The organism is Colwellia sp. SU-HH01172 (genome assembly GCF_057553355.1).
This window is the reverse complement of record NZ_BAAJMB010000001.1, coordinates 1,339,833-1,359,103: the sequence shown is the minus strand read 5'-3', so window position 1 is coordinate 1,359,103 and position 19,271 is coordinate 1,339,833. Positions and strand designations below refer to the sequence as shown.

The window sequence follows — 19,271 nt, the reverse complement described above, 5'->3', positions numbered from 1 at the left end:
TGTTTTAGCATGCTAGCATAGGTTTTTGTTGTTAATACGCTAAAAAATGTACAGATAATAAAAAACGCGTAAATTACCCAGTAGGTAGTTTACGCGTTTTTCGTGTTGCGACTAACTAGAGGTTAGTTATTTTATTGGTTACCACCAACAATTGCCGCAACCGCTGCTAATTCAGCAGAATCTTGTTGTATTTGCTCGTGACGTTCTGAATTGTCCATTACTTCAGTAGTAATGAGACCTGCTTCAATTTCACGTAAAGCTAATACTGTAGGTTTGTCGTTTTCAACTTCAACCAAAGGATCTTTTCCACCCGTCGCAATTTGACGAGCACGACGTGATGCAATTAACACCAAGTCAAAACGGTTACCGACTTTTTCTACGGCACCTTCAACAGTTACGCGAGCCATTTGGTCACTCCAACAATTAAATTTAATACAAAATAGTGGCGTAGTTTACTCGATCCATACCTAGGTAAGCAAGCCTTCTACGCTAATAAATCGGCAAATAAGCTTTGATACTCGTGTGCCTGTTGGCTGCGCTTTAACCTTTGGTTATTTACTATGGTGGTTAAATCTACTAATGCCTGCTCAAAGTTATCGTTGACAATAATATAGTCGAATTCTTGATAATGAGAGCATTCAGCTTGTGCTTGTGCCATTCTGCTTTGAATAACTTCTTCACTATCTTGACCGCGATTTCGTAATCTTTGCTCTAATTCTTGTTTAGATGGTGGGCTAATAAATATGCTTGTGACGTCAGGTTTTTTCATTCTGACTTGTTGTGCACCTTGCCAATCAATGTCTAAGAAAACGTCAATACCTTGGGCAAGTTGCTGATCAATCGCTACTTCACTGGTGCCGTAGTAATTATCAAAAACCTCGGCATGTTCATAGAAGGTGTTATCATTAATGGCTTGCTCAAATTGTTTTTTAGAAACAAAGTGGTAGTGCTGACCATCGATTTCACCAGGACGAGGCGATCGAGTCGTATGAGATACCGAAACTTGCATAGGACGTACCGATGCTTGCTTAAGTAAAGCCGAAATTAAGCTCGACTTACCGGCGCCACTAGGGGCGGATAATATGAATAAGTTGCCTTTGGTGGTCAAAATGTATCCTTTGTAGCTGAGTAGGTGACAGCTAACCATAATCTGTATTAATTGCGCGCACTATAGCTAAATCTGGCGCTAAATTCGATAGTTTTAACCATTATTTGTTGTAGCAAAATTGATAATGGACGAGTTTAAGAGATATCGAGTGATATTTGCTGCTGGTCGACATTGAGGTCAAGAAAATTGACTGCGTTTCGAGTACTGTTTTTCACGACATAAAGCCTTTCATCTGCTTGTTGCATGATTTGCTCTACAGAAAGCTGCTCATTGGGGATCACTTGTATCGCGCCAATACTGACTGAAACCTGGGTATTAAAGTTGATCGCATGGTGCGGAATGGCTAATTGTTCGACACTTTTTAGACAAGCTGCTAACGTTGTTTCGGCGGTATTTTGTTTGTTAACCGGGAAGTAGAAATAGAATTCTTCACCACCACAGCGGAAAATCGCGCCACCATATTCAAATAGCGTTCTTCTGATGCAGTTTGCTATTTTACGTAAAACCACATCACCTTGCTGGTGTCCGTAGTAGTCATTATATTTTTTAAAATGATCGACATCGATAATACCGTATACCATTGGGCTTTGGGCATTTTTAGATGAGAGCCAATAATCAACACTATCTTGCTGCCATTTTCGTCGATTTGGCAATTCCGTTAAGCTGTCGAATAATGCGAACTTTTGCAGGAGATTGCGCTGACGGACGATTTCTAGATGGGTATTGACTCGGGCACGGACAATGCCATAGTTAAAGGGCTTTTGGATATAATCACAAGCCCCCATTAATAGGCCTTTCTCTTCGTCTTCAGCATCTTGTAAGCCGGTAATAAAGATGACCGGGATATTAGTAAGCTTTGGGTGCTGTTTGAGTTTTTCCATCAGCTCAAAACCATTTTCATCGGGCATTAGGACATCAAGTAAAATAATGTCAGGATTTTCTTGTAGTGCGCGCTGAAAACCTTGCTTCGCGCTTTTGCAAACCACGACGTTATACTGACCTTTAAAAATAGAGGCCAAAACTTTTAAATTGACGCTTTCATCATCAATACACAATATTGTGTAATTTTGCTCGCCAGCCCGGCGATTTTCTTCCTTGGTGTATGAGTGCATTTTTACTACTCCTTTAGCAATAACACTAACCATTAGTTAACGTTAACTAGCTCTTGCTCTAGGGCTAATAATGCCGTTAAAGCATCATCAAAGTCAAAGTCATTGACCAGTTTTTGAATTTCGACGATTTGTTGATGATAAGAAGTTTCGTACCCTACAGCCATCAATTCTTGTGCGATGTCTTCCGAGTGAATATTCGCCGATGCTAAGCAAGGCTTTAATTTTGTTATAATTTCACTTGCATCTTTGACATTGAAGTTCTGGTCATTTTTGCTGCTATCTACGTGGTGATAAAGACGATTTAGCTGCGCCAAAATAAAATCTAAATGGGTGGTGACTTCGTTCAATTTTAATCTAACATGGCTGCCATTTTTATGAATTTCATTTTCAAGATCAGATGCTGACGCTGCTAATTCATATGCGCCAATATATTGCGCGGTTGATTTTAATGAATGAGCGGCTCGATATAATTGCTCTGATTGTTCAGCGTTATGATGTGTGGTCATTTCCTCTGAAAGGTCTTGGTATTTATACCAAAAATCATAAATTAATTCAGTATATAGCTTTTCTTTGCCTTGCAACTTTTTAACTGCGTCATCGACTGCTAGACCGGTTTGTTGTCTAAGCTTATTGAGTTTAATCTGGATGTCGTCAACTTTAGCTTGAGTATTTATTTGGCTTTTTACGGCTATATCTTGCTTGCTTAAGTACTGCTTTAAGGTTTTATAAAGCAATTCTGGTTCAATGGGTTTAGTTAAATGTTGATTCATGCCAGCGATAACACTTTTCTCAATATCCCCTTCCATCGCATGTGCGGTCATGGCAATGATAGGTAAATCATGCAGCTGTAATGTTTGACGAATTTCTGTTGCGGCAGTTAGCCCGTCCATTTCAGGCATTTGAATGTCCATCAAGACAATATCGAAGCTTTGTGTCGCTATTTTCTCTAAGGCAATTACGCCATTTTCAGCACACTCGATTGATATATTGGTGTCGGAAAGAAATTCTTTTGCCACTTGTTGGTTGATCATATTGTCTTCAACTAACAATACTTTATATGCGCTTAAATCAGGTGGTGGCAGATCTGCTTGTGTATTGTCCACGGTTATTCGTTTACTCTCTTTACTCAATAATTCGACAATGGCATCAACAAGTACAGATTGATTAATCGGCTTTTCAAGAAACTCGTCAATACCTGCATGTTGCGCTAATTCTTTTGCTTCATCTTTGTCGTAGGCCGAAACCATCAGAATATGAGGCAGCTTTCCTTGGGCTTTTGCATGGATCTGCTTCGCCGCTTCAATGCCATCCATTTCAGGCATTTTCCAGTCCATTAAGACCAGATCATAAGGTACGCCATTTTTCTCGGCAGATAATACCGCGTCTAATGCTTGCTCGCCATTTTCAACACCGTCGGCGGCAATTTCTATATGGGCAAGTGCTTCGATAAGTACTTTTCTTGCGATTTCAATATCATCGGCAACGAGAACTTTTAAGTCGGTAAGCATTTGACGGTTTACGGCATTAACTATGGTGACTTCTTGCTCACTAGGCTCAAAATTGGCGGTAAAACTAAAGGTAGAGCCGACATTGAGTTTACTCTCTACAGAAATTTTCCCGCCCATTAATTCAGTTAATTGCTTACTGATTGCTAGCCCTAAGCCGGTGCCACCATATTTGCGGGTGACAGAGGCATCTGCTTGGGTAAATGACTGGAATAGTCCTTGTTGTTGTTCTTCGCTCATACCGATACCGGTATCATGTACAGAAAACTTTAAGGTATTGGTTTTTACATTTTGAGCCGCCATTTCTATGCGAATTTGAATCGACCCTGACTGAGTAAATTTGACCGCATTATTGGCTAAATTGATAATGACTTGCTGTAAACGTAATGGGTCTCCTACCAAGTTTTTAGGGACATCTGGCGCAATGTCAATAACAAACTCTAAACCTTTTTCATGCACTTTAAAGGTACAAACATTAACAACCCGTTGTAATATTTCATGTAGTGAAAAATGTACTTGTTCAAGGGTTAATTTTTGCGCTTCAATTTTAGAAAAATCTAATATGTCGTTGATAAGTCCTAATAAAGACTTAGACGAGTCTTGGATTTTTTCCAAATAGTCTTGCTGAGTGTCAGATAATTTAGTTCGCAGAGTTAATTGACTTAAGCCAATAACGGCATTCATCGGCGTTCTAATTTCATGGCTCATGTTGGCTAAGAAATTAGACTTGGCTTGATTGGCTTGTTCTGCTTTGATTTTCTCCGCGGCCAACTCTTTGGTACGTTCGTGGATCTGATTTTCTAAATTACGATTGTAGCCCAAGACTTGCTGATACAGTTTTGCATTATCAAACGATATTGCGGTTTGATCCGCTAACAGTTGTAATACATTGACTCTATCGTCACTAAATGCCCCTTCAATATCATAATGCTCAAGATAGACAATGCCTTGTAAGTTGCCTTTAACAATACTTGGAATACAGATCAGCGATTTTGGTTGATGACTTTCAAAATAAGGATCTGATAGAAATTGTTCATGTTCATCCACTTTACTGAGTACTTGTGCAGTCAATGTCCGGGAAACTAAGTTGATAATGGAATAGGGTAATTGTTGACTTTTATTGCTTTTGCCATCACTAGATAGGGCAATTTCAACATTTAATATCCCATCACTTTGCAGTAATAGTGCGCCACTTTGGGCGCCAGCATTCTCAATAATAATCACCATCATTCGATGTAAGAATGCGGTTAAATCCGCCTCGCCACTTAAGGTTTCAGAGGCTTTAAGTACTGAAGCAAGGTCAAGTACTTGGGTGTTGTTGTCTTGCTTTTTCTGCTTGGCATGTTGAGGTTGAAGCTTTATTCGGGCCAATAGTGTTTTATGCTGAGCTGAAAGTTGCGCGACTTTATGTAACGCGCCCCATGCTTGATATGCGTTGACGGCAGCTTGAATATGTTCGCCGGCAATAGCTTTCTTCTTGGTCGACAACCAATAGTTACCGGTAAGTTCATGAGCAAGGGCTAAATGGTTGCTTAAATGATATTGGTCTGCCAGTTCAATCGCGGCATCATAGTCTTGCCATGCACTGGCATTATTTTGTAGCGCTTTGAGTTCAGCGTTAAGTAATTTCGCTTTATAACTATAATTTTCAGGTGCGCTGGCAGCCCATTGCTCAAGAGTTTTTATATTTTCTTCTAGTGTTGAAATTTGTTTTTGAAACTCGTCCTCAAGCTTGTCTTTTTTCAGCTGATGACAATGGCGAGCAATGATTAGGCTGGCGTAAAAATGGAATTCACCAAAATGATATAAAGATACGACAGAGCCCTGGTATTGCTGTGCCAATTGCATTTGTTCAATAGCCTGTGCAGTATCATTAAATATATATGCTTGAATCATGCGGGCTAAATGATAGGTAAACAAGGTGGTGATATTTTGAGTTTCTTCTAAAATACTAACTTGCGTTGCTTCATCAAAATACTTACCTTGTAGGCAAGATATATCGGCCCCATCCTGTTGTAAATTCGCAATAAGTTGTTGCGAAACTTGCATCATCACTAGCTGATAATTCTGTTTTTTATTTGTCATGGTTTCAACATGCTGAGCAAATACCGCTTTGCATGAGGTTAACGGCTCACCGCTTAGCAAGCTATACATACTTTGGAATAAAGCGGAATGAAATGCATATTCAATGCTGCCACATTCAATGCCATGATAAAAATTATGCTCAAGTGGTTTGAGGGTATCTTTTAATGATGATGTCCAATGAATAATGGAGGCGTTACGGGTAAATTCGATTTCAACTTGGATTGATTCTGAAGGGTATTGTTGGTTAACTTTTCTCGCAAGTGTCGCAAAGGCTAAACCTTCTTCAAATCGACTAAAAGCACCACAAAGTAGTAATCCATGAGTAATAAATATTTTAGCACTTAATGTTGATAGACCAGCGGTTAAGCATAGCTCTAGTGAGCTATATGCAATACGCATAAATGCCACAGGACTCAATAAGTAAGCCGGTGTGTGAATGGCATTGAGAATATCTAACGCTAGCAACTGACTTTCATTAGTCATAGGTTGTAAGTTGCTCAAATCATCAATACTTTTGTCTTGGTAGTGCTGCTCTATAGTTAAATAATTTAGTGCCTCTTGTTCCGTCGGCAATGCGATACCAATAGTCTGAATGATTGAAATACCCAGATCGAAGGCTTGCTGCATTTTGTTTTGAGCAATAAGTGATAGTACTTGTATTTTGGCAAATTGAGCTTGGTCGATAAGCTCGCTTAAGAGTGCGCTATGGCCCTGGAAATGTTTGTTTCCTAATTGATATTCTTGCGTAAAATAAAGCACTTTTGCTTTGCCGAGGGCGATCTGAAAGCACAGTTGGTATTCTGTTTGCCAATACTGGCTATTTAAATAGTTTTCTGCCTGTTCAAAGTAATACAAAGCACTATTATAATCGTTTGTTTCTAAAGCCTTTTGACCGGCGATATTATTATAGTATGCCAGTAAATTTTGTTTTTCTTGCTCAAGATATAAAGACGATGCAAGATTGAGGTGTTCGATATAATCAAATATATTTTCTTCAACTAATTGAGAGTCAACAGTCTCGCTAGATGACTCCGCTAAATAGTATTGGGCAACTTTATAATGAATTAGCGATTTTGGTACTGGATTTGTTAATAGATAGGCCGCTTGCTGAATTTTATCATGAGAAAACCTTATTTGTTCAATAGCATCGGTTTTATGCTCTTGTGAATAGGCATTCAATAAACCATCTGCGATTAGAGGACGTAGCTCACGTTCGATATCTTTATTTGAAACATCAATAACTTGTGATAATAATTGCAAAGACGACTGGTTACCTATACAAGCCGCATGATGTAATATATTTTGGCCCAACTTGGAAACATGGGTTAAGCGTAATGCCATTAATTCGATAACATTATCTGTGGCAGCGAGAGAGTGAGATAAATCTTTATCCCAGTGCCATTGGTTATTTTTGTTCTTTGCTAATATTCCCTGTTCCGTTAATGACTTAATGAATTCTTTTAAAAAGAACGGATTACCAGCCGTTTTTTCAATCACAACATCGGCTAGTGACTTTATTTCTTCTTGTTTTAAAGACAAAGATGCCGCAATGAATTGACTAATGGCGACTTCGGTAAGTGGCAGTAAGTTTATATGACTGTGAAATGCCGCCGTTGTTTTTAGATCTGCTAGCAGTCGATGTAAAGGGTGCGTGGCTGATACTTCATTATCGCGATACGCCAAAATAAACAGTAACCCAGACTCTTCATTAGCTTCGATAATATGCTGAAGTAATTGCACTGTTGCAATGTCTGCCCATTGCATGTCGTCAATAAAGATTGAAATTACTTTATTTTGCTGGCCTAAGGCGTGAAAAAAACTGGTTAAGGTACTATGAAAAAGATTGCGAGCGTCTTCAATGGCCAATTCAGGCAGTGCTGGTTGTGGTCCGATGATAAGCGCTAAATTGGGCACAAGGTCAATTAAAAGTTGGCCATTGCCTTGTAAAGTGGTTTCAAAAACTTGCTGCCACTGAGCTAGACTCTCACTACTTTCGCCGAGCATTTGTTCGACAAGTTCGCTTATTGCTTGTGTTAATGCAAAGTAGGCGTTGGTTTTTTTATATTGCTCATATTTTCCTGAAACACTATAGCCATGTTGCTCAATAATTGGGCGTTGAACTTCTTTTACTAACCGAGACTTTCCGACACCCGAGTAGCCGCTTATCACGCAGACTTTAGTGTGTTTATTTGTTGATACTTGGCTGTAGGCATCAAGCAAAGTGGCTTTTTCTGGTTCTCGGCCAAATAAAGCGGGGGAAAACATGAGTTTATTATTGAAATCTTTTTTGCCAAGGGTAAAAACGCTTATTGTTTTGCTTGTTGCGAATTCTTCGGCACAGCGACTAAAGTCTGCCAGTATCCCTTGGGCTGTTTGATAGCGGTGATTAGCATCTTTTGCTAATAGTCGCGCTAAGATCGTTGCAATTTGCTTAGGTAGGTCTGCATTATATTCTGTCGCACATTTAGGCGTTTTAGCAATATGTGCATGAACTAACTCCATATCATCATCATATTCAAATGGCAGTCGACCAGTAAATAATTTGTAGAGGCAGGCTCCTATGGAGTAAAAGTCGGAATACACTTCCACGGCTCTATTCATACGGCCACTTGCTTCAGGAGATAGCGTGCATAAATACTGACGTTCGACACCAATATTTGATGCTCGTTTGTGTAACGCTGAAATCTTTGTGGCAAAACTTAAGTCAAAAATGCGTGTTTGCAAATCGGGGTCTATATAAATATTGTCTGGTGAAATGTTATTGACGATAAAGCCGAGTTGGTGCAATTCGCTGTACATTTGGCAAATATTGATGGCTATTTTTATATTGTTTGCCAACGAGCTTGACTCTTGAGTGTAGTCAGTTAGTGATTTAGTTTGTGCAGAAAAAGGAAAAATAGCATAACAATATTGTTGTTCTTCAATGATTTCTGCAGGGGAAACTAATTGGCTAATGGGTAGTTTGGCTTGTAATTCGGCAAATTTTTTAAAACGGTTAACAACTTGGTTGTTATTGCTTGTTTCAATACGCTTAACTAAGAAATTTTGCTTTGACTCATTTTTAACAATAAAAACTTGCGTTGAGCTCGAAATTTCTTGTTGCTCCTTGATTAGTGTATATCCTTGAAAATCTACCATTTGTATTATTTCGACCTTGCTGAATCTATATTAAAAAATGACTAATGTTGTCTGTATATGATTGCTAGAATAGAAGTTATTTCAAAATAAAACCTATCATTTTTGCGTTTGAATAGCTTAGCACCACCAGAAGTAATGTACAGATGTAAAGGTACACTCAAGATAAAAAAACAACTTTATTAGTTAACTTTGTTTCTAAATGTGGCTGAATTGTTACAATAGTTGCTATTGCTACATTTTCTTTAGATAATGGCCGCATAATTTAGCTTTTTCGCTTACAAATAGGATTTGAATTTTCTTTAAGGAAGCTTTGGCGATACCTATGCAGGTGCGTAGACTAGCAGTGACAAAATATATTTAAGCCATGATAACAATGGATAAAAATAAAATTCTTGAAGGGAAATAAATGTTCAGGTCAACTCATCTCTCTGTGGCTGTTAGTGCCGCATGCTTAACCTTATTGCCTCTTTTTGCTTTTGCTGAGTCAGCTGTAGTTAAAAATCAGCAGCTAACGGTTTCATCTGATGAAAAAAATATTGAAGTAATAGAAGTTTATGCACAAAAGCGTAAACAAAAAATTAGTGATGTTAGCGTTGCCGTCTCCATTATTGACGGAGAAGGCATTGATCGCCAGCAATTGAAAGACACCACTCAACTTTCTGCCCTAGTTCCAAATTTAAAAATTACCAATAATGCCGGCGAAGGCACACCTCCAGCGTTCAATATTCGTGGTGTCGGTATGATTGACTACAACACTTCGACTATTTCACCTATTGCCGTTTATTCAGATGGTATTGTGAGCGGTAGTGCAAATAATTTGTCGGTAAACTTATTCGATTTAGAGCATGTTGAAGTTTTGCGTGGCCCGCAAGGTACGTTATTTGGCCGTAATACTACCGGTGGCGCTATTTTATTGCGCTCTAAGCAGCCTGAGCATGAATTTGGTGGTTATGTTAATGCCAGTATTGCTGAGCACGATACGCTGTCGTTAGAAGGCGCGGTCAATATTCCAGTATCCGATAGCACGGCAATGCGCTTTGCTGTTAGTCATCAAGATTATCAATTTTCTACGGATAATCAAATGACAGGCCAACCGGATGGTGGCTTGAAGCAAACTAACCTACGTTTAATTGTGAAATCTGAATTTGATAATTTAACCATCACCAGTAAGTTTCATGCAGAGGATTGGTCAGGTAAGCCAAAGCCTATCGCCAGTTTAGGCGTTAATCGTATTGACGGTAATGGCACATGTACACCTTCGCAGGCCGGCTCTAGTTTATGTATGGATAACTTTGGCAATCAAGTTGGTGGCAATGATTTTTGGGATGTCAATGCTGATACCGCTGATAGAGAGCATGATACCGAAAGTTGGGGCGCGAGTGTACAGTTAGAGTGGCAACTTAATGATGATATCTTGCTAACATCAATCAGTGGTTATAGCTCGTTAGAACGCTTTCATTCTTGGGATTCTGATGGACCGGGTAACCTAGTTGAAGGTTCTATGGGTACTGATGATTCATTCTTCAGCCAAGAAATTAACCTTGGGGTTGATTTAGGTGATACCTATTGGGTTAGTGGCTTGTTTTATGTCGCTGAAGAAATAAAGCAAAATAATGATTTTGATTTGTTTCGAGATTTCCGTCCAGTGCCTGAATTAGCGGCAATTCCAGCGCAGTTTTTTTATGACAATAAATTAGAAAATGAATCAATTGCGGTTTATTCACAAGTTGATCACAAACTTAATGAAACATTCACCTTAACAGCGGGTATTCGTTACACCGATGAAACGACCGATTATAATGCGAATGCCGATTTAGACACAGTTAGTGCTTTTATTCCGGATTTTTGGCATGTAACCGGTAGTGTTGAAGATGATGAATTTTCTGGAAAATTAGCGTTAAATCAGCAATTGGATGAGCACTCATCTTTGTATTACAGCTATTCACGTGGTTATAAAAGCGGTGGTTACAATGCTGGCTATTCCACAAGTCCTGCACAAGCGGCGGAATCTGAATACGCTCCTGAGAAGCTTGATGCCTATGAAATTGGCGCTTATTTACAATTTTGGCAACAAGATGCTCGTTTGCATTTAGCGGCATTTTACTATGATTACAAAGACCAGCAAGTTTTTGTCAATCAAACCCAAGGTGTTGCCGTTGATCATGTATTAAAAAATGCCGGTGATTCAACAATTTATGGGCTAGAATCTGAGCTTGTATTAACACCAAGTGTCGATTGGGAGTTACGTTTAAACGTTGGTTATTTACCTGAAGCCAATATGGGCAAGTTTAATCAACACGGTGTGGTGGTTGAAGACAATCGCCTACCTTTTGCTTCTAAGTGGAATGTTAGTGGCGCTATTATTCATGAAATGTTGGTCATGGGTCGTGATTTAACTGCTCAGCTGAGTTTTGATTATCAATCTGACTTTTATTTTGACCAAGAAGAAAATCCATATACTGAGCAAACAGACTTTGTTGTTGTTAATGGCTATGTTAGTTATGAGTTAAACCACGCGTTAACGTTGACGGTATGGGGTAAGAATTTAACTAATACTGAATATAGTGAATTAAGGTTTAATTCTATTGCCGCGCTTGGTGCGGTAACAGAATTGAAGGCTGAAGCAAGACAAATTGGCCTTGAAGCGAGTTATAAATTTTAGTCGCAAAATACTAGGGGCTGTTGCTCTTTCAGTTTATAACTCTGTTGCACTTGAAAAGGTGGTTATCAAGGCACTTAATGTAAAATTTGCTTATTCTAAATGCACATTTTTCGCCTTGTTATCTCTAAAATTAGTCTATAGCAGAGACAAAAATCAAAGATCAACAGCCCTAAGTAAATAACAAATAAAAAGCTGGGTATATCTCAGCTTTTTTTATGGCCGCAATTTAAATGGTCAACCAGATTAGTGACTTTTATTGAGCTAATATGAAAATTCACTAAGTTATTCTATTACTTTATATTTTTATTGGTTTGTCGAAAGCCCTTTTTCTGGTTTACAATGTTATAAGCGCTTGATAGTTTATCAAGACTAACCGCATGAATAATAATAACAAGAGAGAACTCTAATGAAATGGAAGTTACTGTGGCCAGTTTTACTGACCTTATTAATCCCTCTTATCGTCGCTTGGTTTATTTACCCAAGTCATTTACCGCCTAAGTTTGGTGTATTTCCACCACAATTTGTTGCCAGTGCCCCTGGTTTTAGTCTGCCTTATTTTTTAGTCATGCTGGCCGGAGTGCTGTATATTGGTGGCTTGATTTTAGTGCCAAAATACTTTGGTTTCAAAGGCGCACCTGTAGTTCCTAGGCCAAAATCTACTAAGTCTTTACCTTGGTGGTTTTGGGCTGGTGGTGCGGTTATGGGCTTCTTCTGGTGGCTTATGTGGACTCGAGTGACGCCGTTTGGCGACTTAGTTCATTGGGCTTTTACGCCGCTATGGTGGGGCTTTATCTTTTTCTTAGATGGTATTGTTTATCAACGAAATAATGGCGCATCTCTATTTTCCAAAAAACCATTAACATTATTAATTGCCGCCGGTGTTTCAATCGTCGGTTGGCTATATTTTGAATACTATGACTATTTTGTTTTAGGTAATTGGTATTACCCAAATGCTGATAAAGTGGGCTGGTCTCAAACTGTAATAACGATTGAATTTCTAATTACCTACTCAACGGTAACTCCTGTGCTATTTCAATGGTTTAACTTATTGCATACTTTTCCAAAAATGAAAGCACGCTACCAAAATGGCCCTAAAATGGCGCTTAATGGTAATCATATGATCTTTATCGGCTCTGTATTAATTGCCGCTATGGTTTATTGGCCATACGAATTATTTTGGGCAGTGTGGATCGGTCCATATGCGGTGATGACAGGTATTTTAATGCGCTTAAATATATGGAACCCGTTTACCGACATCGCAAAAGGCAACTGGACCGCAGGTGTCCTTATTGGTGTTTCATCATTGCTCAACGGGCTATTTTGGGAAATGTGGAACTATGGCAGCAATGTTAATGCGGCATTACCAGTTACCAATCCGAATTATTGGATTTATGACATCCCATACGTCAATGTTATTCATATTTTCTCTGAAATGCCGCTATTAGGTTACTTTGGTTATATCCCGTTTGGCGTGCTGGTTTGGCAGGTATTTATTTGGAGTGGCAAGTTTATTGGTTTTGACTCCGATATCTTGATAGAGCCAGTACCGGATTCAAATGCCGAGCAAAACGCTACTGCTGTATCGACGTAAGACCTATGGCAGATATGAACTACGATCCCTTACCTTCATGGCACGAAGGTAAGGTTAAACAGCGCATCATAGAATTTATTGAGCAGGTAACGACACCTGATTCTGAGCATTTTGTTACAGAAGATGAGCGTATTGCGACCTTTGATAATGATGGCACCTTATGGGTGGAAAAACCTTTACTTGCACAAATGGCTTTTTATAAAAAAGAGCTGCTAGATGCTGATGTGCTGGAAAATGCTTCTAAGTTTAAACGGGCGTTGAATTGGAGCATAAAAGGCATTAAAGACCTTGGTGGTTTGACAAGAATGCTTGTTGGTTATTTCCGTGCCGGTATCACAACTGATGAATATCGTGCTCGGGTAGCGCAGTGGATAGCGGAAGCAGAGCATCCAAGATATAAGCGAAAATATACCGAACTTGTCTACCAGCCTATGCAAGAAGTAATGCAGTTATTTGCTGAACATGGTTTTACTAATTATATAGTTTCAGGCGGTAGTGCTAACTTTATTCGGCCATGGGCTGACGATGTGTATAACGTGCCTGAAAACCGCATTATTGCGAGTAGCAGTAGAACTCGTTTATCAAAACGCGGTGATGAATTGGCGGTAAAGCTTGAAGCTGTTCCGTTTTCTTTTGAATACCGCTCGGGCAAGGTACTTGGTATTGAACGTCGACTTGCTAAACGACCTATTGCCGCATTTGGTAATAGTTTAGGTGATGTTGAAATGCTACGCTGGGCGCGCACGACTCAGCAATCTTTATGTGTGCTCATTCATCATACTGACGACGTTCGTGAATATAAATATGGCCCTGATCCTCGCTTTCACTTTGGTAAAAGTACCCTGAAATTTGCTAAAGAGTTGGATTGGCAAGTTGTTGATATGAAAAATGACTGGCAAACCATATTTAACTTCGAAAATTCAGCTAACACCAAGGAGGGAACATGAATTCTGTGCCTGTACATTTTACCGTTGTGCTTAACTTTATTTTGGCATTTATACCTTTTGCATTAGCATTTTATTTATTTAAAGTTAGTCATCATCGCAGTGTGTTGTGGTGGTTATTAAGTCTAGTGTTTATAGCGTTTTTACCTAACAGTGCCTACGTGCTTACTGATATCATTCATTTTATCGCAGCGGTAAAATCTCCTGATATTTCAACGGCATATTTGTTGTTGGTGTTAGTGCCTTTTTATAGCATTTTTTTATTGGTTAACTTTGAATTTTATGTAATTTCAATTCAATGGGCTGATAAGTATTTAAAACAAATAAATCAAGGTTTGTTAAGTAAAGTGTTTGTGCCTAGCATTCATTTTTTAGCAGCAATTGGTGTTTATTTAGGGCGTTTTCAACGTTTAGAAAGCACCGATATTATTCATCATCCTATTATTGTATTTCGTGATGTTTTAGTCGATATTTCGGGTGGTAAGAGCTTGTTAATTATACTTGGCTTGTTTGTTTTGTTTTATGCCTTATATGAGGTTTTTAGGCTCATTAACAATAGATTAGCTAGCAAAATTAATGCAAAGATGGCGACACACCCAATGAAACTTTCGAGTTCACAATAATTCAGGAACGTTTCATTGTAAGCAGAAAAAAGCCGCTGATAACAGCGGCTTTTGTTCACGAAGAAGAACTAGTTTTTTTGTTTCTGACAAAAACTAACTACCTACATCCATGTAGGTAATGTCACGTCACATGAATGTGAATGAGTGACGAGTATCCACTAATGCCAATATGCTATAGCACTTTCGCGATAGACTTAGCTAAGTAATCTACATTGCTATTAGCAATGCCTGCAATACTCATGCGGCTTGAGCCAACCATGTAAATACTGTACTCAGTTTGTAGCTGCTGAACTTGCTCAGGTGTTATGCCTAAGAATGAGAACATACCTTTTTGACGAGGAATGAAACTAAAGTCTCGAGTTACACCATTTTCAACAAGCTTATCAACTAAAAGTTGACGATTGCCGTTAATGCGATCACGCATTTCTTTCAGCTCACTATGCCATTGGTTACGCAATTCATCAGAATGTAAAATAGTTTCAACTAATGCCGCGCCATGAGCTGGTGGCATAGAATAAATACAACGAATTACTGTTAATAGCACTGAATTTGCCACATCAACACTATGTGAGCTTTCACCAATAATGGTACAAGCGCCAATACGTTCACGATATAAGCCAAAGTTTTTAGAACATGAGCTACATACAATCATTTCTTTAACGCTGTCAGCCATTAAACGCAAGCCGTAAGCATCTTCATCTAAGCCTTCACCAAAACCTTGGTACGCCATGTCTACTAACGGTAGGAAGCCAATATCTTTTGCAACTTCTGCAACTTGCTGCCATTGTTCTTGGCTTAAATCCATACCGCTTGGATTATGACAACAAGCATGTAATAGCACGGCATCTTCAGCTTTGACTTCTTTTAATGCCGCTAGCATGCCATCAAAATCAAGATTCTTGTTTTCATAGTCATAATACGGGTAAGTTTTTACTGTTAAACCCGCAGCTTGAAATAAACCGGTATGGTTTGCCCATGTTGGATTACTGACCCAAATGGTTGTGCCGGCTTTACATGAATTAATAAATTCAGCGGCCACACGTAGTGCACCCGTGCCGCCTGGTGTTGAAACGGTGCGCGCACGATTTTCAATTAATACTTTATGATGACCGAAAACTAATTTGCTCATTTCTTCGTTAAAAAGTGGTGAGCCAGTAGGGCCAATGTAAACCTTGGTATCTTCGGTTTCGAGTCGGTGTTTTTCTGCGGCTTTAACGCAATCTAAAACAGCGGTATGCCCTGCTTCATTCTTGTATACACCAACACCTAAGTCGATTTTTTGAGGATTTGAATCTTCACGATATTTAGCCAACAAGCCTAAAATAGGATCGGCAGGCAACGCCGTTAAGCTACCAAACATTTCTGGGTTTACCTTTTACGAAGAGAGGGAGTTTAGCGAATTAACACCGATGTTGAAGTCGCTGTATTAATCCCTGTGATTAAAGGGCAAGCATAACGGCAATACGGCGAAAATTAAAGCATAAAAATTAAAAAAAGTAGCAGAAAATAGTTGAAAAGAATCTAGCTGATAACCTATCGCTATTTACTAGGTACTTAGTAGACCAAGCTGCTGAATTTAATCAATTTATTTTAAGTGTTGTTATAGATTTTTTGCTGTCAATTAGCCTGTAATGTTAACTGAACACTCGTTTTGATTTTGTATAATGAAAACTAATTTTTCAACACATGAGCTCCATCCAACACTTTAGCTTTCACTTTTCTGCTATTAAAGTCTGTCCTTTGTTGCTTATATACGGGTAGAAAGCTGCAGTAGTCATGATTATTTTACCCGTTCAAAGAGCAGTATAAAGCGATCAGTTTTACGTCTCAGCTCAGGGGTAAATACCGAGGCGTTATAATTATCCTGCTTATTTTCGAGAATCCTAGATTGTTTAACTAAACGAAAGCCAAACTTTTTTAGATCATTAATCACAAAATCAGCCTCTATTCTATGTAAGGTTTTTGTGTCTTTGGAGCCTCGACCGTTCGCAGCTTGATGATCGACAACGAGTAATTTTCCACCTAATTTTATGGCCTTAGCAACCTGTGGCATGACAGTTGTTGTCGGAAAGTGCCAGTCGCCATCAGTAAAAAACATATCGTGGTAACCTAATACCAAAAAGACACTGTCATAAGTATTTGTTGGTAGCTGTAAATTAGGCGCTTCACTTAATAAATAGTTAACATTTGGTAAGCGATTATTTGCTAGGCGTTTATCTAATTCATCACCAATAAAGCTTAAGTAAGCTTTAGGAATTTGTAAGGTAACTTTGCCATTTTTGCCAACTGCACGTGCAAGCAATTCTGAATAATAACCGCCGCCAGCCAGCAAATCTAAAACATTATCACCTGGCTTGATATCAACGAAATTAATAATTTCGGCGGGTTTACGATGTTTATCAAGTTGGCTATCACTTTTTGTTCTGCCTGTTAAATCTAACTCACTCGCAAATGCGTGATTGGTATTGATAAATAAAGGGATTGCGATAAAAATACTGGTCAGTAAAACAGATAACTTGGTCATTTAGTGAGGTCCCTAATGCGCTATTATTTTTAGTATTATATTTTTCAGTCAATTGAGAGTTTAATTAACTTGACTGAAAAATATACCGATTAACTGTTTCAAATTATGTAACTTTGCTAGAAATTCCCTGTTAGCGCAGCAATAAAGCCAATAATTGCCCCGAAAACGCCGCCCCAAACCACCAGCCAGCCTAAATGTTCATGGATCATTTTCTGTACTATTTCTTTGACTAATTGCGGTGTTAGTTCATTTAAGCGCTTTTCAATAATATCACTGACTTTATCCCGCATACCTGCCATAACACTAGGTTGCTCTAGTTCTTCGCGCAAAATGGCATTAAATTCTTCGCTTTGGCTAATATCAACAACTGATGCGCGCATTTTTTCGATAAAAGGTTCGCGCATTGGTTGTAGCGCTTCAGTGCCACCAACCATAGCTAACATGCTGCCAAAAGATGATTGTTCTACAACGGTGACTAAGTTATCAAATGCTGGTGACAGGTCGACCTTGTTTATGACAGGCGTTAAGTCAATGGAGCTGGCGGGATTATCATTACCTGCTAAAAAGCGGTCGATATTTTCTTCGGTAAAAAATTGCTCCATCATTAAATTTCGAATCGCCAGTTTAAAGTCCTCAAAACGGGCTGGGATAACCCCAGAGCCATATAAAAAGGGTACGCGCTCAAATAACATGTATACGGCGAGCCAGTTGGTAACTGCACCAGATAAGGCAAATAAGCCGATAGTAAAAAGAATGTTATTGGCAAAAACATAGCCACAAACAACCGCTAAGAGTGCTAGAAAATTAGTGATAAAGCTCTTATTCACGAAAACTCCGTAATTTTTATCATTGCATAGAGAATAGTTTAATAAACGATATGGTATCAATTGCCTACGGTTACGCCAATATTTGATTTTTTTCAAACCTTTTTTAGGAAAAACTAGCACCAAAATCTCTGATCTGATTTACTAGCTAAATAAGTGTTGAGAAGAAAGCACACGTAGCGAAAATACCGACAACTATAATAAAAATAATCAAGGGAACGCATGAAATTTCAAAAAGTGTTTACTAGCCTATTAATGGTTATTAGCAGCGTAAATTTATCTCTAAGTGCCATGGCCAATGCCGAGCAAAGTGTGCAAGAGCAAATAATGGCGAAAGTTGCAGCGGAAAACGCCATCACAAATAAAGATGAGTGGCGAGCAGTAGCGATTGAGAATATGGTTATGATGACGTTACCACACGGTAAAGTCGTGATTGAATTGGCGCCTCAATTTTCACCAAAACATGTTGAACAATTTATTCGTTTAACAAAAGCGTCTCATTATGATGATAATAAATTTTACCGTGTTATTGATGGCTTTGTTGCGCAAGCCGGCCCAGAAGATGGTAGCAGCGCAGATAGCTCAGTCGCTGAGTTAGATCTTGAGGGAGAATGGTCAACCGATAAAGATTGGTCATTTACCTTAGTACAAAATAACGATTTATTTGCCGAGCAAACCGGTTTCAAAGATGGTTTTGCCTTAGCGCATAATCCGAGTGAGAAAAAAGCTTGGTTAACCCATTGCCCTGGGGTAATTGCCATGGCGCGTGGTAATGATGCCAATTCCGCTTCTAGCCATTTTTATATTACTAATGGTCAAGCACCAAGGTATTTAGATCGTATTATGACCATATTTGGTCGAGTAATTTATGGCATGAATCATGTGCAAGCCATAACCCGCACCGCGACTATTGAAGGGGAAATGGCAGTGCCTAATTCAGCCCATACCCCTATCGTCTCAATGAAAATGATGGCCGATGTACCGAAAGCCGAACAAATTCACTTAGAAATAAAAAATACTGAAAATCAGTTGTTTACTACTAAATTGCAGGAGCGAATTAAGCGTGATAATGCCTTCTTTTTTAAGAAGCCACCGCCGGTGCTAGACGTTTGTCAAACACCTGTGTTAACTCGTATCGTAAAAAAGTAGCGCTGA

The 19,271-nt window shown here is 38.9% G+C and carries 12 protein-coding genes; 5 read left to right on the top strand and 7 right to left on the bottom strand.

The window, feature by feature from the left end; genetic code table 11:
- Nucleotides 1–131: 131 nt before the first annotated feature.
- From rpoZ to AC27JP_RS06010, 4 genes are all read right to left on the bottom strand, one after another.
- Nucleotides 132–407, bottom strand: coding sequence for a DNA-directed RNA polymerase subunit omega (rpoZ, locus tag AC27JP_RS06025; protein ID WP_487113005.1), 276 nt, complete (start codon nucleotides 405–407; stop codon nucleotides 132–134).
- Nucleotides 408–484: 77 nt separating this feature from the next.
- The gene (gene gmk, locus AC27JP_RS06020) at nucleotides 485–1,108 is read right to left on the bottom strand and encodes a guanylate kinase (protein WP_487113003.1); all 624 of its coding nucleotides are present in this window, start codon (nucleotides 1,106–1,108) and stop codon (nucleotides 485–487) included.
- 134 nt (nucleotides 1,109–1,242) lie between these two features.
- The gene (locus tag AC27JP_RS06015) at nucleotides 1,243–2,220 is read right to left on the bottom strand and encodes a GGDEF domain-containing response regulator (protein ID WP_487113001.1); all 978 of its coding nucleotides are present in this window, start codon (nucleotides 2,218–2,220) and stop codon (nucleotides 1,243–1,245) included.
- Nucleotides 2,221–2,252: 32 nt separating this feature from the next.
- The gene (locus tag AC27JP_RS06010; protein WP_487112999.1) at nucleotides 2,253–8,948 is read right to left on the bottom strand and encodes a response regulator; all 6,696 of its coding nucleotides are present in this window, start codon (nucleotides 8,946–8,948) and stop codon (nucleotides 2,253–2,255) included.
- 406 nt (nucleotides 8,949–9,354) lie between these two features.
- On the opposite strand from AC27JP_RS06010, the gene AC27JP_RS06005 reads away from it, so the two are divergent.
- From AC27JP_RS06005 to AC27JP_RS05990, 4 genes are all read left to right on the top strand, one after another.
- Nucleotides 9,355–11,610, top strand: coding sequence for a TonB-dependent receptor (locus AC27JP_RS06005; RefSeq protein ID WP_487112998.1), 2,256 nt, complete (start codon nucleotides 9,355–9,357; stop codon nucleotides 11,608–11,610).
- Between the two features lie 406 nt (nucleotides 11,611–12,016).
- Complete coding sequence (locus AC27JP_RS06000) at nucleotides 12,017–13,201, top strand: hypothetical protein (RefSeq protein ID WP_487112996.1); 1,185 nt, start codon at nucleotides 12,017–12,019, stop codon at nucleotides 13,199–13,201.
- Nucleotides 13,202–13,206: 5 nt separating this feature from the next.
- Entirely contained in the window at nucleotides 13,207–14,148 is a 942-nt protein-coding gene (locus tag AC27JP_RS05995; protein WP_487112994.1) for an HAD family hydrolase, read from the top strand.
- Nucleotides 14,145–14,768: a DUF1361 domain-containing protein gene (locus tag AC27JP_RS05990; protein ID WP_487112992.1), complete on the top strand. Its 624-nt coding sequence runs from the start codon at nucleotides 14,145–14,147 to the stop codon at nucleotides 14,766–14,768. The genes AC27JP_RS05995 and AC27JP_RS05990 overlap by 4 nt, the downstream gene beginning before the upstream one ends.
- A 172-nt stretch (nucleotides 14,769–14,940) precedes the next feature.
- On the opposite strand, the gene AC27JP_RS05985 is transcribed toward AC27JP_RS05990, so the two are convergent.
- The 3 genes from AC27JP_RS05985 to AC27JP_RS05975 all read right to left on the bottom strand — a co-directional run bounded on the left by AC27JP_RS05985 (nucleotide 14,941) and on the right by AC27JP_RS05975 (nucleotide 18,119).
- Complete coding sequence (locus AC27JP_RS05985; protein ID WP_487112990.1) at nucleotides 14,941–16,128, bottom strand: amino acid aminotransferase; 1,188 nt, start codon at nucleotides 16,126–16,128, stop codon at nucleotides 14,941–14,943.
- 420 nt (nucleotides 16,129–16,548) lie between these two features.
- Nucleotides 16,549–17,292, bottom strand: coding sequence for a class I SAM-dependent methyltransferase (locus AC27JP_RS05980; protein WP_487112988.1), 744 nt, complete (start codon nucleotides 17,290–17,292; stop codon nucleotides 16,549–16,551).
- A gap of 116 nt (nucleotides 17,293–17,408) precedes the next feature.
- Complete coding sequence (locus AC27JP_RS05975) at nucleotides 17,409–18,119, bottom strand: DUF445 domain-containing protein (protein WP_487112986.1); 711 nt, start codon at nucleotides 18,117–18,119, stop codon at nucleotides 17,409–17,411.
- A 219-nt stretch (nucleotides 18,120–18,338) separates the two neighbouring features.
- Here AC27JP_RS05975 and AC27JP_RS05970 point away from each other — a divergent pair, with 219 nt between their 5' ends.
- Nucleotides 18,339–19,265, top strand: coding sequence for a peptidylprolyl isomerase (locus tag AC27JP_RS05970; RefSeq protein ID WP_487112984.1), 927 nt, complete (start codon nucleotides 18,339–18,341; stop codon nucleotides 19,263–19,265).
- Nucleotides 19,266–19,271 lie beyond the last annotated feature (6 nt).